At 61.7% G+C, this 14311-nt stretch carries 13 protein-coding genes, 2 tRNA genes, 1 rRNA gene and 1 pseudogene; 10 read left to right on the forward strand and 7 right to left on the reverse strand.

The window, feature by feature from the left end; translation table 11 throughout:
- Positions 1-107 precede the first annotated feature (107 nt).
- From C3F42_RS14825 to tyrS, 4 genes are all read right to left on the reverse strand, one after another.
- Positions 108-183 (reverse strand) — tRNA-Ala (locus tag C3F42_RS14825).
- A 24-nt stretch (positions 184-207) separates the two neighbouring features.
- A tRNA-Ile gene (locus tag C3F42_RS14830) sits at positions 208-284 on the reverse strand.
- Between the two features lie 86 nt (positions 285-370).
- Positions 371-1907, reverse strand: a 16S ribosomal RNA gene (locus C3F42_RS14835).
- A gap of 624 nt (positions 1908-2531) precedes the next feature.
- On the reverse strand, positions 2532-3731 hold the full coding sequence (tyrS, locus tag C3F42_RS14840; RefSeq protein WP_023629315.1) for a tyrosine--tRNA ligase: 1200 nt from the start codon (positions 3729-3731) through the stop codon (positions 2532-2534).
- 213 nt (positions 3732-3944) lie between these two features.
- On the opposite strand from tyrS, the gene C3F42_RS14850 reads away from it, so the two are divergent.
- Positions 3945-5360 (forward strand): peptidoglycan DD-metalloendopeptidase family protein, encoded by a 1416-nt coding sequence (locus C3F42_RS14850; RefSeq protein ID WP_094011451.1) that lies wholly within the window; start codon positions 3945-3947, stop codon positions 5358-5360.
- 4 nt (positions 5361-5364) lie between these two features.
- Complete coding sequence (locus tag C3F42_RS14855; protein WP_104444576.1) at positions 5365-6456, forward strand: anhydro-N-acetylmuramic acid kinase; 1092 nt, start codon at positions 5365-5367, stop codon at positions 6454-6456.
- 46 nt (positions 6457-6502) lie between these two features.
- On the opposite strand, the gene erpA is transcribed toward C3F42_RS14855, so the two are convergent.
- Together erpA and argC are read right to left on the reverse strand one after the other, a co-directional pair.
- Positions 6503-6853 (reverse strand): iron-sulfur cluster insertion protein ErpA, encoded by a 351-nt coding sequence (erpA, locus tag C3F42_RS14860; protein WP_023629312.1) that lies wholly within the window; start codon positions 6851-6853, stop codon positions 6503-6505.
- A 145-nt stretch (positions 6854-6998) separates the two neighbouring features.
- Positions 6999-8033, reverse strand: a complete 1035-nt coding sequence (gene argC, locus C3F42_RS14865) for an N-acetyl-gamma-glutamyl-phosphate reductase (RefSeq protein WP_023629311.1) — start codon at positions 8031-8033, stop codon at positions 6999-7001.
- Between the two features lie 140 nt (positions 8034-8173).
- Between argC and hemJ the strand changes: the two genes are divergently transcribed.
- The 7 genes and pseudogenes from hemJ (at position 8174) to C3F42_RS14900 (ending at position 13012) form a co-directional block, all read left to right on the forward strand.
- A complete protein-coding gene (hemJ, locus tag C3F42_RS14870; RefSeq protein ID WP_023629310.1) occupies positions 8174-8599 on the forward strand; it encodes a protoporphyrinogen oxidase HemJ in 426 nt (141 codons plus the stop codon).
- Positions 8600-8629: 30 nt separating this feature from the next.
- Complete coding sequence (locus C3F42_RS14875; RefSeq protein WP_094011452.1) at positions 8630-9586, forward strand: nitronate monooxygenase family protein; 957 nt, start codon at positions 8630-8632, stop codon at positions 9584-9586.
- 51 nt (positions 9587-9637) lie between these two features.
- Positions 9638-10420: an SDR family oxidoreductase gene (locus tag C3F42_RS14880; RefSeq protein WP_023629308.1), complete on the forward strand. Its 783-nt coding sequence runs from the start codon at positions 9638-9640 to the stop codon at positions 10418-10420.
- A 64-nt stretch (positions 10421-10484) separates the two neighbouring features.
- The gene (locus C3F42_RS14885; RefSeq protein WP_003255518.1) at positions 10485-10823 is read left to right on the forward strand and encodes a histidine triad nucleotide-binding protein; all 339 of its coding nucleotides are present in this window, start codon (positions 10485-10487) and stop codon (positions 10821-10823) included.
- Positions 10824-10889: 66 nt separating this feature from the next.
- Complete coding sequence (gene coq7, locus C3F42_RS14890; RefSeq protein ID WP_023629307.1) at positions 10890-11537, forward strand: 2-polyprenyl-3-methyl-6-methoxy-1,4-benzoquinone monooxygenase; 648 nt, start codon at positions 10890-10892, stop codon at positions 11535-11537.
- Between the two features lie 10 nt (positions 11538-11547).
- Positions 11548-12584, forward strand: a pseudogene (locus tag C3F42_RS14895) (DUF2157 domain-containing protein).
- Positions 12585-12586: 2 nt separating this feature from the next.
- The gene (locus C3F42_RS14900; protein WP_094011454.1) at positions 12587-13012 is read left to right on the forward strand and encodes a hypothetical protein; all 426 of its coding nucleotides are present in this window, start codon (positions 12587-12589) and stop codon (positions 13010-13012) included.
- A 20-nt stretch (positions 13013-13032) separates the two neighbouring features.
- Here the strand turns inward: C3F42_RS14900 and C3F42_RS14905 are convergent, their stop codons facing one another.
- On the reverse strand, positions 13033-13455 hold the full coding sequence (locus C3F42_RS14905; protein WP_023532673.1) for an OsmC family protein: 423 nt from the start codon (positions 13453-13455) through the stop codon (positions 13033-13035).
- 190 nt (positions 13456-13645) lie between these two features.
- Between C3F42_RS14905 and crp the strand changes: the two genes are divergently transcribed.
- Positions 13646-14290: a cAMP-activated global transcriptional regulator CRP gene (crp, locus tag C3F42_RS14910; RefSeq protein WP_094011629.1), complete on the forward strand. Its 645-nt coding sequence runs from the start codon at positions 13646-13648 to the stop codon at positions 14288-14290.
- Positions 14291-14311 lie beyond the last annotated feature (21 nt).

Raw genomic sequence — 14311 nt, forward strand, 5'->3', positions numbered from 1 at the left:
TCACATATCCGAATTTTTAAAGAACGATCTGACAAAAGTCAGAAATCAACATTCATCACCGAATGTTCATTTCTAAGTTCTGAGCAGTGCTGCGAAACCTGAAAGAGTGGTGGAGCCAAGCGGGATCGAACCGCTGACCTCCTGCGTGCAAGGCAGGCGCTCTCCCAGCTGAGCTATGGCCCCATTTGACCAGCCGCACCAAGTAATTGGTAGGTCTGGGCAGATTTGAACTGCCGATCTCACCCTTATCAGGGGTGCGCTCTAACCAACTGAGCTACAGACCTATAACAGGGTCGCGTTACAGCATCGTCTTTACACAATGAATCAAGCAATTCGTGTGGGAGCTCATCAGCAGGCTGATGTCTTCGATTAAGGAGGTGATCCAGCCGCAGGTTCCCCTACGGCTACCTTGTTACGACTTCACCCCAGTCATGAATCACACCGTGGTAACCGTCCTCCCGAAGGTTAGACTAGCTACTTCTGGTGCAACCCACTCCCATGGTGTGACGGGCGGTGTGTACAAGGCCCGGGAACGTATTCACCGCAACATTCTGATTTGCGATTACTAGCGATTCCGACTTCACGCAGTCGAGTTGCAGACTGCGATCCGGACTACGATCGGTTTTGTGAGATTAGCTCCACCTCGCGGCTTGGCAACCCTCTGTACCGACCATTGTAGCACGTGTGTAGCCCAGGCCGTAAGGGCCATGATGACTTGACGTCATCCCCACCTTCCTCCGGTTTGTCACCGGCAGTCTCCTTAGAGTGCCCACCATAACGTGCTGGTAACTAAGGACAAGGGTTGCGCTCGTTACGGGACTTAACCCAACATCTCACGACACGAGCTGACGACAGCCATGCAGCACCTGTGTCAGAGTTCCCGAAGGCACCAATCCATCTCTGGAAAGTTCTCTGCATGTCAAGGCCTGGTAAGGTTCTTCGCGTTGCTTCGAATTAAACCACATGCTCCACCGCTTGTGCGGGCCCCCGTCAATTCATTTGAGTTTTAACCTTGCGGCCGTACTCCCCAGGCGGTCAACTTAATGCGTTAGCTGCGCCACTAAAATCTCAAGGATTCCAACGGCTAGTTGACATCGTTTACGGCGTGGACTACCAGGGTATCTAATCCTGTTTGCTCCCCACGCTTTCGCACCTCAGTGTCAGTATCAGTCCAGGTGGTCGCCTTCGCCACTGGTGTTCCTTCCTATATCTACGCATTTCACCGCTACACAGGAAATTCCACCACCCTCTACCATACTCTAGCTCGCCAGTTTTGGATGCAGTTCCCAGGTTGAGCCCGGGGCTTTCACATCCAACTTAACGAACCACCTACGCGCGCTTTACGCCCAGTAATTCCGATTAACGCTTGCACCCTCTGTATTACCGCGGCTGCTGGCACAGAGTTAGCCGGTGCTTATTCTGTCGGTAACGTCAAAATTGCACGGTATTAACGTACAACCCTTCCTCCCAACTTAAAGTGCTTTACAATCCGAAGACCTTCTTCACACACGCGGCATGGCTGGATCAGGCTTTCGCCCATTGTCCAATATTCCCCACTGCTGCCTCCCGTAGGAGTCTGGACCGTGTCTCAGTTCCAGTGTGACTGATCATCCTCTCAGACCAGTTACGGATCGTCGCCTAGGTGAGCCATTACCTCACCTACTAGCTAATCCGACCTAGGCTCATCTGATAGCGCAAGGCCCGAAGGTCCCCTGCTTTCTCCCGTAGGACGTATGCGGTATTAGCGTTCCTTTCGAAACGTTGTCCCCCACTACCAGGCAGATTCCTAGGCATTACTCACCCGTCCGCCGCTGAATCAAGGAGCAAGCTCCCGTCATCCGCTCGACTTGCATGTGTTAGGCCTGCCGCCAGCGTTCAATCTGAGCCATGATCAAACTCTTCAGTTCAATACTGCTTGGGTTTTTAAGAAACCCTAAACTTGGCTCAGCAATCTCAAATGACTATGTGATTTCTCGCATGGCCACTTGTGATGCTGATAATCTTGGCGACTATCAGTCCATACTCACAAGCACCCACACGAATTGCTTGATTCAATTTGTTAAAGAGCGTTTGGCTAAGAGCGCTTCGTCTCAACCGAGGCGCGCATTCTACGCCTTCCTCATTTGCTGTCAAGCGTTTATTTTGAAGTATTTTGCGAGAAACCCGTTCAACTTCAAACACTTGACTCGCTGCGATCTCTCGTAGCGGGAGGCGAATCATACAGCGTTACAACCTGCTGTCAACTGCCTTTTTCACCGCTGCCGATCTGGCGATCGAAGCACCTCCGCAACCCTCTTGATCGATCAACTCATTGATATTCAAGGAATTTTTCGTTCCGATGTCGCTGGAAGTGGGGCGCATTATAAGGGGTTCTGAAAGCCCGTCAACCGTTAATTTCATAAAAATCAAAAAGATCGCACCAGGTGCTCGCCGACGCCCTACCATCCTGACACCTATAGTAAGCAGCGCTAAAACAAAAGCGGGGAGGCCTACCGGCCTCCCCGCTTCTATATAGCTACACCTGCAGGCAATCACTCAGCCTTGAGGGTAACCCGAGCAAACGCCTTCTTGCCCGCCTGGCACACGTGGGTCGCGCCGAGCACAAACATGAAGTCACGGTCGATCACCTCACCATCCACCTTGACCGCGCCAGCGCCGAGCAGATCCCGCGCCTGCGCCGAGTTCTTCACCAGGCCAGCCCGGTTCAGCACGGCGGCGATAGGCAGATTTTCAGCAGCGGCCACTTCGATCTCCGGCAGGTCTTCTGGCAGCTCGCCTTCCTTCATGCGGTTACCCGCAGCACGGTGCGCATTGGCCGCGGCCTCTTCACCATGGAAACGCGCCACGATTTCCTCGGCCAGCTTGATCTTGATGTCACGCGGGTTGGCACCGTTCTCGACATCCGCCCGGAACTGATCGATCTCTTCCATCGAACGGAAGCTCAGCAGCTCGAAGTAACGCCACATCAAGGTATCGGGAATCGACACAAGCTTGCTATACATCACCCCAGGGGCTTCCTGGATGCCGACATAATTGCCCAGCGACTTGGACATCTTCTTCACGCCATCCAGCCCTTCAAGCAGCGGCATGGTGACGATGCTCTGCGCCTCCTGGCCATAGGCGCGCTGCAGCTCGCGCCCCATCAGCAGGTTGAACTTCTGGTCGGTGCCACCCAGCTCGACATCGGCCTTCAAGGCGACGGAGTCGTAACCCTGGACCAGCGGATAGAGAAACTCATGGATCGCGATTGGCTGGTTGGTGGTGTAGCGCTTGTCGAAGTCATCGCGCTCGAGCATGCGCGCCACGGTGTACTGCGAGGCCAGACGAATAAAGTCGGCAGGCGTGAGCGTGTCCATCCAGGTGGAGTTGAACGCCACCTCGGTCTTCGCCGGGTCGAGAATCTTGAAGACCTGCTGCTTGTAGGTCTCGGCGTTGTCCAGCACCTGCTCGCGGGTCAGTGGCGGGCGAGTAGCGCTCTTGCCGCTGGGGTCGCCGATCATGCCGGTGAAGTCGCCGATCAGGAAGATGACCTGGTGGCCCAACTCCTGGAACTGACGCAGCTTGTTGATCAGCACCGTGTGCCCCAGGTGCAGGTCGGGCGCGGTTGGGTCGAAGCCCGCCTTGATGCGCAGCGGCTGGCCGCGCTTGAGCTTCTCCACCAGTTCCGACTCGACCAATACCTCTTCCGCACCGCGCTTGATAAGCGCCAGCTGCTCTTCAACCGACTTCATAGACAGACCCGCAACGCTAGGATTCAAGGGGAGCCAACCATACAAGATCGGCCATCAAATACAAGTTTCGCAACGGATTGTGACCCGAACGGCGCACCGCAACGTCTATGCGCCCTTGCGTGAGAATGGATTTGGTTATATTTTATACAGTTATTTCATCTTCATCATGTCATTCATCTTTTCCATTTCACCTTTTTCAAAGTCACCTTACCTATGACCAACGAAACGCCTAAAGCGCCCCCGCTTTATCCGAAAAGCCATCTGTTGGCCGCCAGCGGCATCGCCGCCCTTCTCAGTCTGGCTTTGCTGGTATTCCCGTCCAGCGAAGTGGAAGCCAAGAAAACCACCCTCAGCCTGGAGCTGGAAAGCCCGGCCGAACAGCTCAAGGACGAGTCCCGCGGCGCCCCGCTGGTACAGGCCGAGCAGAACAGCGACTCGCCCTTCGCCCAGATCGAAGGTGCAGAACCCGAAACGGCCAAGGCGGAACCCGCTCCAGCCCCTGCGGCCAAACCGGAGGACAAGGCCCCGGGTCACCGCGAAGTGGTCGTCAGCCGCGGCGATACGCTCTCGACCTTGTTCAACAAGGTCGGCCTGCCTGCCAACGTCGTTCACGACGTGCTGGCCAGCAACAAGCAGGCCAAGCAGTTCAGCCAGCTCAAGCATGGCCAGGTGCTGCAATTCGAGCTGGACAAGGACGGTCAGCTGGCAAGCCTGCACAGCAAGGTCAGCAACCTCGAGACCATCCGCCTGAACCGCACCGACAAGGGCTTCGCCTTCGAGCGCGAGGTCAGCAAGCCGGTGGTGCGCACCGCCTACGCCCATGGCGTGATCAAGAGCTCGCTGTCCGCCTCCGCCCAGCGCGCCGGCCTGTCCCACAGCATGACCATGGACATGGCGCGTATCCTCGGCTACGACATCGATTTCGCCCAGGACATCCGCCCGGGCGACGAATTCGACGTGGTCTACGAGCAGAAGATGATGGACGGCAAGGTGGTCGGCACCGGCAACATCCTCTCCGCCCGCTTCACCAACCGCGGCAAGACCTACACCGCCGTGCGCTACACCAACAAGCAGGGCAACACCAACTACTACACCGCCGACGGCAACAGCCTGCGCAAGGCGTTCATCCGCACCCCGGTGGATTTCGCCCGCATCAGCTCGCGGTTCTCCGCCGGCCGCAAGCACCCAATCCTCAACAAGATCCGCGCGCACAAGGGCGTGGACTACGCCGCGCCACGCGGCACGCCGATCAAGGCTGCAGGCGATGGTCGCATCGAGCTCGCCGGCCGCCGTGGCGGCTACGGTAACACCGTGATCATCGCCCACGGCAATTCTTACAAGACGCTCTATGGCCACATGCAGGGCTTCGCCAAGGGCATCAAGACCGGCTCCAGCGTCAAGCAGGGGCAGATCATCGGGTACATCGGCACCACCGGCCTTTCGACCGGTCCGCACCTGCACTACGAGTTCCAGGTCAATGGCGTGCACGTCGACCCACTGAGCCAGAAGGTGCCGATGGCCGATCCGATCGCCAAGGCCGAGCGCCAGCGCTTCAACCAGCAGAGCCAGCCCCTGATCGCCCGCATGGATCAGGAAAAGGCCACTCTGCTCGCAGCCAACAAGCGCTGAGCCCATGGCGCTCTACCTGGGGGTGATGTCCGGCACCAGCCTCGATGGCCTGGACATCGCCCTGATCGAGCAAGACGAGCAGCTGCGGCTGCTCGCCACCCACTACATCCTCATGCCCGTCGACCTGCGCCAGGACCTGCTCGGCCTCTGCGCCAGCGGCCCCGATGAGATCGCGCGTGCCGCCCTGGCAGAGAATCGCTGGGCCACGCTGGCCGCCCAAGGCATCAACAACTTGCTGAACGCTCAAGGGCTGGCACCCGAGGCCATTCGCGCCATCGGCAGCCACGGCCAGACCGTTCGCCATGAACCGGCTCGCGGCTTCACCGTGCAGATCGGCAACCCGGCCCTGCTGGCCGAGCTCACCGGCATCTGCGTAGTGGGCGACTTCCGCCGCCGCGACGTGGCGGCAGGCGGCCAGGGCGCCCCCCTGGTACCGGCATTTCACGAAGCCTTGTTCGGCCATCTTGGCCACAACCTGGCGATCCTCAACGTAGGCGGCTTCAGCAACCTCAGCCTGATCGAGCGGGATCAACCGGTACATGGTTTCGACTGCGGGCCGGGCAATGTGTTGCTGGATGCCTGGATCGAGCGCAAGCAAGGCCAGGCCTTTGATGCCAACGGCGCCTGGGCGGCCAGCGGCTGCGTGCAGAACGATCTGTTGAAGGCGCTGCTGAGCGATCCGTTCTTCGCTGGCAGCGGCCCGAAGAGCACCGGGCGCGAGGTATTCAACCTGCCGTGGCTGGATGCCCACCTGGCCCGGCTACCCGCTTATCGCGACGAAGACGTCCAAGCCACGCTGCTGGAGCTTACGGCCCACACCATCATCGACTCGCTACGCCAGGCTCAGTCAGGGACTGAAGCCCTGCTGGTCTGCGGTGGTGGCGCCCGCAACGGCGTCCTGATGGCTCGCCTGGCCGCCCTGCTGCCTGGGGCAAAGGTTGCCAGCACCGCCGCGCATGGCGTGGACCCCGACTGGGTAGAGGCCATGGCCTTCGCCTGGCTGGCCCACTGTTGCCTGGAAGGCATTCCCGCCAATCGGCCGAGTGTGACCGCCGCCATAGGCCTGCGCATCCTCGGCGCGATCTACCCCGCCTGAATGCAAAACGCCGCGCAAATGCGCGGCGTTTTTATGCCCGACCCGATCAGATCGAGAACGACGAACCGCAACCGCAGGTGGTGGTGGCGTTCGGATTCTTGATCACGAAGCGCGAGCCTTCCAGGCCCTCCTGGTAATCCACCTCGGCGCCGGCCAGGTACTGGTAGCTCATCGGGTCGACGACCAGCGCGACGCCTTCGCGCTCGACGATGGTGTCGTCATCGGCCACGTCCTCATCGAAGGTGAAGCCGTACTGGAAGCCCGAGCAACCGCCGCCGGTCACGAACACACGCAGCTTCAGCCGGTCGTTGCCCTCTTCGCTGACCAAGGTCTTCACCTTGTGCGCAGCCCCGGGGGTGAACTCCAAAGCCGTGGGGGTGAAGGATTCGACGCTCATGTTGATTCTCCCGGCGCAGTGCCGCCATAAAACTCGATGGGGCGTATTATCCGCTTGTCCGAGAAAATCGGTCAAGAATTGTGCGGCTTTAGTCGGCCCCACGAAAAAGGCCCGCACACGGCGGGACTTGGCAACGTACGCTGGCTTACGGCAGCAGGCCCGCGTGGGACAGGCCCATGCGTTCATCCAGGCCGAACAGGATGTTGAGGTTCTGCACCGCCTGGCCTGACGCGCCCTTGACCAGGTTATCGATCACCGACAGCACCACCACCAGGTCACCGCCCTGCGGCCGGTGCACGGCGATGCGGCAGACGTTGGCACCGCGCACGCTGCGGGTTTCCGGGTGGCTGCCGGCGGGCATCACGTCGACGAACGGTTCATTGGCATAGCGCTTCTCGAACAGCGCCTGCAGGTCGACAGAAGTGTCGGCGACCGTCGCATAGAGCGTGGCATGGATGCCGCGGATCATCGGCGTCAGGTGCGGCACGAAGGTCAGGCCGATGTCCTTGCCGGCTGCCTGGCGCAGGCCCTGGCTGATCTCCGGCAGGTGACGATGCCCCTTGACCGCGTAGGCCTTCATGCTTTCCCCAGCCTCGCAGAACAGCGAACCTACCGCAGCGCCACGCCCGGCGCCACTGACGCCCGACTTGCAGTCGGCGATCAGGCGCGACGGATCGGCCAGGCCAGCCTCCAGAAGGGGCAGGAAGCCGAGCTGGGTGGCGGTCGGGTAGCAACCCGGCACTGCGATCAGCTGCGCCTGGCGGATCTTCTCGCGATTCACCTCGGGCAAGCCGTAGACCGCATCCTTGAGCAGTTCTGGTGCACCATGGGGCTGGCCGTACCACTTGCCCCACTCGACAGCGTCCTGCAGGCGGAAGTCGGCGGACAGGTCGATGACCTTGGTCCCGGCGGCCAGCAGCTCACCGGCCAAGGCGTGGGCGACACCGTGGGGCGTGGCGAAGAACACCACATCGCAGGCCGCCAGGGTCTTGCTGTCCGGAACGCTGAACGCCAGGCCGTCGTAGTGGCCCCGCAGATTCGGATACATGTCGGCAACCGCCACGCCCGCCTCGGAGCGCGAAGTGATGACCGCCACTTCGGCCTGTGGATGCTGCGCCAGCAGACGCAGCAGTTCGACACCGGTGTAACCCGTGCCGCCGACGATACCGACCTTGATCATGACGCTTGCCCCTTATCAACGAGACCACTGGAAAGCGCACGATAATAGGGGGCCAAGGCGCCTGTAACAACTCTTGGGATGACCCTTCGGCCCCTTGGCCTCTACTATCTGACGACCGTGAAAACCTGAAGGAACTCCCCATGCTCTATCTATGGATCAAGGCGCTGCATATCGTCAGCGTGGTCTGCTGGTTCGCCGGCCTGTTCTACCTGCCACGGCTGTTCGTCTATCACGCCCAAAGCCAGGACAGCATCAGCCTCGAGCGCTTCGTCACCATGGAGCGCAAGCTGTACCGGGGCATCATGAACCCGGCGATGATCGCCACCTATGTGTTCGGCGGCTGGATGCTGTACCTGAACCCCGGCTGGCTGAGCCAGGGCTGGCTGCACGCCAAGCTCACCCTGGTCGCGCTGCTCACCGTCTACCATCACATGTGCGGCGCCCAGCGCAAACGCTTCGCCGCCGGCACCAACACCCGCAGCCACGTTTACTACCGCTGGTTCAACGAAGCACCGGTACTGATGCTGCTGGGCGTCGTAATCCTCGTGGTGGTCAAACCGTTCTGACGATATCCACCCGCCTACAGGAGTTTCGCCATGTCCCTGCCCGCCTCGCTCGCAAAACACCTGCGCTTGCCTCTGGTCGCGGCGCCGATGTTCCTGATCTCCAACCCCCGGCTTGTGCTGGCCTGCTGCGCCAATGGCGTGGTGGGCAGCTTCCCGGCCCTGAACCAGCGTGACAGTGCAGGGTTCAAGGCCTGGCTGGAGGAGATCGAAGCAGGGCTGGCCGAACTGCAGGCACCCGCTGCCTATGCGGTCAATCTCATCGTGCATCCGAGCAACCCGCGTCTACAGGCCGACCTCGCACTGTGCGTCGAGCATCGGGTCCCCATCGTCATCACCAGCCTTGGCGCGGTGAAGGAGGTGGTCGACGCGGTGCACGGCTATGGCGGCCTGGTGTTCCATGACGTGACCACCCGCCGCCACGCCGAAAAGGCCGCAGAGGCAGGTGTCGACGGGCTGATTGCCGTGGCGGCCGGCGCCGGGGGCCATGCCGGCACCTGGAGCCCGTTCGCCCTGGTTGCGGAGATCCGCCAGTTCTTCGACAAGACCCTGCTGCTGGCGGGCTGCCTCAACCATGGCCACGAACTGCTGGCCGCACAATTGCTGGGGGCGGACCTGGGCTACATGGGCACACGCTTCATCGCCACCCGCGAGAGCCAGGCCCAGGACGCCTACAAACAGATGATCCTGGGCGCGGGTGCGGCCGATATCGTGCATACCCCGGCGGTGTCCGGCATCCCCGCCAGCTTCCTGCGCCAGAGCCTCGAACAGGCCGGTTACGACCTGGCCGCGCTCAAGAGCAACCACGAGGCCGGTAAGCTCAAGCCGCTGGACGAGGAAGCCAAGGCCTGGAAGACGGTATGGTCGGCCGGCCAGGGTGTCGGCGAAATCCATGACCTGCCCACTGCCGGTGACCTGATCGCGCGCTTGCAGGACGAATACCGAGCGGCCCTCGAACGCAGCCAGCAGCTGCGCAGCAACGCCTTGTAGCAAAACGGCCACGCTGTACACTAGGCGCCCCTTTCGCCCCAGGAGCCTTGCATGACCCGTTACGCCATGATCACTGGTGCTTCCAGCGGCCTGGGCCTGGCCCTGGCGGAGGCTCTGGCGCGGCGCGGGCGCAACCTGATCCTGGTGGCACGCCAGCGTGAAACGCTGGAGCCGGTGGCCATCGAACTCACCCAACGCTTTGGCGTGGAAGTGCTGTTCCGTGCCTGCGACCTCAGCCAACCCTTGCGCCTTTCGGGCTTCGTGCTCGAGCTGGAGGAAGGCGAGCGGCGTATCGACCTTCTGGTCAACTGCGCGGGGCAGCGCACCTATGGGCCATTCCTGGCGCATGAATGGGCCGATGAGCAGGACCTGCTCGAGGTCAACATCCTCGCGCTCAGTCGCCTGTGCCATGCCATCGGCAACCTGATGGCGATCCAGGGTGGCGGGCAGATCCTCAATGTCGCGGGACTTGCCGGCGTCGCCCCCGGGCCGTGGATGGCCGCCTACGCGGCCAGCAAGGCCTATGTGCTGAGTTTTTCCGAGGCATTGCGCGAAGAGCTGAAACGCACCGGGATCAAGGTGTCGGTGCTGTGCCCGGGACCGGTGCGCTCAGCCAGACGTCGCATTCCCCGGCTGGAAGGCAACACCCGCTGCCTAAGCCCCGAGGAAATCGCCTTGTATGCGGTGCGCGCCCTGGACAAGAACCGCGCCCTGATCCTGCCCGGCAGGCGCAACCGCTGGCTGGCCTTCGCCCCACGCCTGCTACCGCGCTGGTTGGCGCGCAAGCTGGCCGGCGTTATCCATCGGCGCTACTGCCCGGTCGGCATGGAATAGCCACTGGGCGAGCAGCGTCGGGCTCAGTACACTCAGCCCCGACACTCACCATGGAGCACGTGCTGTGGACGATCTATTCCTCAAAATCATCAACCGGGAAATCCCGGCGGATATCATCTACGAAGATGACCAGATCCTGGCCTTCAAGGACATTGCCCCAGCGGCACCTGTGCATTTTCTGGTCATTCCGAAAAAACACATCCGCACCCTCAACGACCTGACCGAAGAGGACAAGGCCCTGGCCGGCCATATCCTGTTCACCGCCCAGCGCCTGGCCGTCGAGCAGGGCTGCGAGGAAGGCTTCCGCGTGGTCATGAACTGCAACCCGAAAGGCGGCCAGACCGTCTACCACATCCACATGCACGTGCTTGGCCAGCGCCAGATGAACTGGCCACCTGGCTGATCCAAGGCAAGCCCGTCCAAGGGGATTGAGGTAGACTGTCGGGCATCACTTCAGCGGAGGTGCCCGATGGCTACCGAACGTCACTACTCGCCGCTCGACCGCTTGTTGCTGCAGGCCGATACCGCCATGCGCACCTTGCTGCCCTTCAGCGGCCAACCCGCCCGCCCCTCGCCGGCCATCGTCCAGCCGGACGCCGAGCTCGATGAGCAGCAGTCCCGCCATATCGCCGGTCTGATGCGCATCAACCACACCGGCGAAGTCTGTGCCCAGGCGCTGTACCAGGGCCAAGCCCTGACCGCCAAGCTGCCCCAGGTGCGCAAGGCCATGGAGCATGCGGCCGAAGAAGAAATCGACCACCTGGCCTGGTGCGAGCAGCGTATTCGCCAGCTCAACAGCCACCCCAGCGTGCTCAACCCGGTATTCTACGGCCTGTCGTTCGGCATCGGCGCCCTCGCCGGGCTGGTCAGCGACAAGGTCAGCCTGGGCTTCGTCGCCGCCACCGAGCATCAGGTGTGCAAGCACCTGGACGAGCACCTTGAGCAGATCCCCGAGAACGACGGCAAGTCCCGCGCCATCCTCGAACAGATGCGCGTCGACGAGGAACACCATGCCGAGTCCGCGCTGGAAGCCGGCGGCTACCGCTTCCCCGCGCCCGTGCGCTTTGGCATGAGCCTGCTGGCCAAGGTCATGACCAAGAGCACCTACCGAATCTGAGACGCGCACCATGGAACGTTTCGACGCCAGGGACCTGGCACGCGCCGTAAGCGCCGGGGTGCTGCACCCGGGGCAGGACCAGGCCTTGCTGGCCTTCCTGCGCCAGCAGCCGGAAAGCCGCGCCAGCTTCCAGCTGGCCCATGTGGCGTTCTACTTCGGCGCACTGTTGATCATGGGTGCCATGGGCTGGTTGCTCACCGAGGCCTGGATGCGTATAGGCGACGGTGCACTGCTGGCCATCGCCCTGCTCTACATCGCCGGAATCACCCTGTTCGCCTTGTCGCTGCAACGACGCAACCAGCCTGTCGCCGCCGGCGTGCTGGCCGCCGTGGCGGTCAGCATCGTGCCGCTGGCGGTGTTCGCTATCGAGCGCCTGGCAGGCTGGTGGCCGCTGGACGACGCCCAGGGCGACTACCACCAGTACTACACCTACGTGCAGGGTGGCTGGTTGGCGATGGAGGCAGCGACGGTACTGGCTGGACTGCTGATGCTGCGCCTGATTCCCTTCCCTTTCATCGTCATGCCGATCGCGGTGGCCCTGTGGTTCATGTCCATGGACCTGAGCGAGTGGTTCCATGGCGACCTGTTCAGCTGGGAGCAACGGCGCACGGTCTCGCTGTGGTTCGGCCTGGGCCTGCTGCTGGTATTTCTGGTGATCGACGGACGCACCCGCCGGGACTATGCCTTCTGGGGCTATCTCGCCGGCCTGGCGGCGTTCTGGGGGGGCTGACGCTGATGGACAGCGGCAGCGAGTGGGGCAAGGCGCTGTACTGCCTGATCAACCTGGGACTGATGGGCCTGGCCGTCCTGCTGCGCCGCCCCGTGTTCATGGTGTTCGGAGCGATGGGGGTGGCGGCCTATCTGGGCTATCTGTCCTACGAGGTGTTCGCCGATTCCCTGCTGTTCCCGGTCATACTGACCTTGATCGGCCTCGGCGTGATCGGTCTCGGCGTGCTGTACCAGAAGCGACGTGAGGCATTGAGCGAGCAGCTTCGGGCACAGCTACCCGAACGCCTGTTGCAACTGCTGCCGGCATTGCGTCGCTGAACATGGGACGATCGCTCACCCGGCTGCTGCAGGGCCTTGGCCTGATCCCGGTCGCCTATCTGTTCGTTTGTCTGATGGTCGCCAGTGTCGGGCACAGTACTTTCAGCCTGGAACTGCCGACGCTTACCGACCCTGACAGCAACAGCACCGCTGAGCTGATGCTCGGCACACTGCCCGCGCAATTGCTGTTCCTGCTGCTCAGCGTGTTTTTAGCCAGCCGCCAACTGCTGATCGGCACGTTCGTGCTCGCTGGCACGTTGGCTGCGTGGCTGCAGTGCCAGGTGTTTGCCGAACACTTCGGCACCACCTGGAGCAGCAGCGAAATCCTCATCCTGCTCGGGGTGAATACGCCCTGGCTGGTGCTTGCGCTGATCCCGGGGCTCGCGTTGCTGCTAGGTGTCGAACGCCTGCACAAGCAAAGCGCCTGACCGGCAGGCGCTGCCTTCGATCAACCGAGTTCGACGATTTCGTAACCGTGGGTGATCTCCACACCGGCACGCTCGAGCATGATCGACGCCGAGCAGTACTTCTCGGCCGACAGTTCCACTGCGCGCTTGACCTGCGCCTCTTTCAGCCCTCGCCCTTTGACCACGAAGTTCATGTGGATCTTGGTGAACACCTTGGGGTCTTCACCGGCGCGCTCGGCTTCGAGGAAGGCTTCGCAGCTTTCCACGGCCTGGCGGGATTTCTTGAGGATGCTGACCACGTCGAAGCTGCTGCAGCCACCCAGGCCAAGCAGGAGCATTTCCATCGGGCGCACGCCCAGGTTGCGGCCTCCGGCTTCGGGCGGGCCGTCCATGACCACGACGTGGCCACTCCCCGACTCGCCAAGGAACATCGCTTCACCGGCCCACTGGATGCGTGCCTTCATCTATCCGGACTCCCGATCTCGTAAAAGGGTGTCAGCTTAGACCTTGCGAGGCTGTCGGAAAAGCTCAAGCCGCGTCGCTTTTGTGCCGATTCAAGTTGAAGTGTCTGATAAGCTGGCGCCAAATGACTGGCGCGTACTGCCAGGCAGCCTCTATAAAAAGCCAATGCGTCGCATCGAACAGGATTTCGTGATGGTCTCCTCAGCCCTGCCACCCAAGATCAAGAACATCGACAAGCTGCTGGCCCACTGCCAACGCCGCCGCTACGCCGCCAAGAGCAACATCATCTGCGCCGGTGACCGGGCCGAGACCTTGTCGTTCATCATCAAGGGTTCGGTGACCATCCTGATCGAGGACGACGACGGCCACGAGATGATCATCGCCTACCTCAACAGCGGTGACTTCTTCGGCGAGCTGGGGCTGTTCGAACCCGCCGGCCAGGAGCATCAGCGCAGCGCCTGGGTCCGCGCCAAGACCGAGTGCGAAGTGGCCGAGATCAGTTACGACAAGTTCCGGGAGCTGGCGCGCCTGGAGCCGGACATCCTCTATGCCCTGGGTAGCCAGATGGCCCAGCGCCTGCGCAACACCACGCGCAAGGTCGGCGACCTGGCGTTCTTCGACGTCACCGGCCGCGTCGCCCGCTGCCTGCTCGACCTGTGCAAGCAGCCTGATGCCATGACCCACCCCGATGGCATGCAGATCAAGATCACCCGCCAGGAGATCGGTCGTATCGTCGGTTGTTCACGGGAGATGGTCGGCCGCGTCCTCAAGGACCTCGAGGAACGCAGCCTGGTGCAGGTCAAGGGTAAGACCATGGTGGTCTACGGCACCCGCTAGGCTCTGTACGTAATGTATCTG

Source organism: Pseudomonas sp. PONIH3, assembly GCF_002934345.1.
Classification (GTDB): domain Bacteria; phylum Pseudomonadota; class Gammaproteobacteria; order Pseudomonadales; family Pseudomonadaceae; genus Aquipseudomonas; species Aquipseudomonas soli.

Excerpts from the sequence above, each read along its gene's own strand:
- tyrS (WP_023629315.1), bottom strand. The coding sequence starts at position 3,731 with ATGAAGTCGGTTGAAGAGCAGCTGGCGCTTATCAAGCGCGGTGCGGAA.
- C3F42_RS14850 (WP_094011451.1), top strand. The coding sequence starts at position 3,945 with ATGACCAACGAAACGCCTAAAGCGCCCCCGCTTTATCCGAAAAGCCAT.
- C3F42_RS14855 (WP_104444576.1), top strand. The coding sequence starts at position 5,365 with ATGGCGCTCTACCTGGGGGTGATGTCCGGCACCAGCCTCGATGGCCTG.
- erpA (WP_023629312.1), bottom strand. The coding sequence starts at position 6,853 with ATGAGCGTCGAATCCTTCACCCCCACGGCTTTGGAGTTCACCCCCGGG.
- argC (WP_023629311.1), bottom strand. The coding sequence starts at position 8,033 with ATGATCAAGGTCGGTATCGTCGGCGGCACGGGTTACACCGGTGTCGAA.
- hemJ (WP_023629310.1), top strand. The coding sequence starts at position 8,174 with ATGCTCTATCTATGGATCAAGGCGCTGCATATCGTCAGCGTGGTCTGC.
- C3F42_RS14875 (WP_094011452.1), top strand. The coding sequence starts at position 8,630 with ATGTCCCTGCCCGCCTCGCTCGCAAAACACCTGCGCTTGCCTCTGGTC.
- C3F42_RS14880 (WP_023629308.1), top strand. The coding sequence starts at position 9,638 with ATGACCCGTTACGCCATGATCACTGGTGCTTCCAGCGGCCTGGGCCTG.
- coq7 (WP_023629307.1), top strand. The coding sequence starts at position 10,890 with ATGGCTACCGAACGTCACTACTCGCCGCTCGACCGCTTGTTGCTGCAG.
- C3F42_RS14900 (WP_094011454.1), top strand. The coding sequence starts at position 12,587 with ATGGGACGATCGCTCACCCGGCTGCTGCAGGGCCTTGGCCTGATCCCG.
- C3F42_RS14905 (WP_023532673.1), bottom strand. The coding sequence starts at position 13,455 with ATGAAGGCACGCATCCAGTGGGCCGGTGAAGCGATGTTCCTTGGCGAG.
- crp (WP_094011629.1), top strand. The coding sequence starts at position 13,646 with ATGGTCTCCTCAGCCCTGCCACCCAAGATCAAGAACATCGACAAGCTG.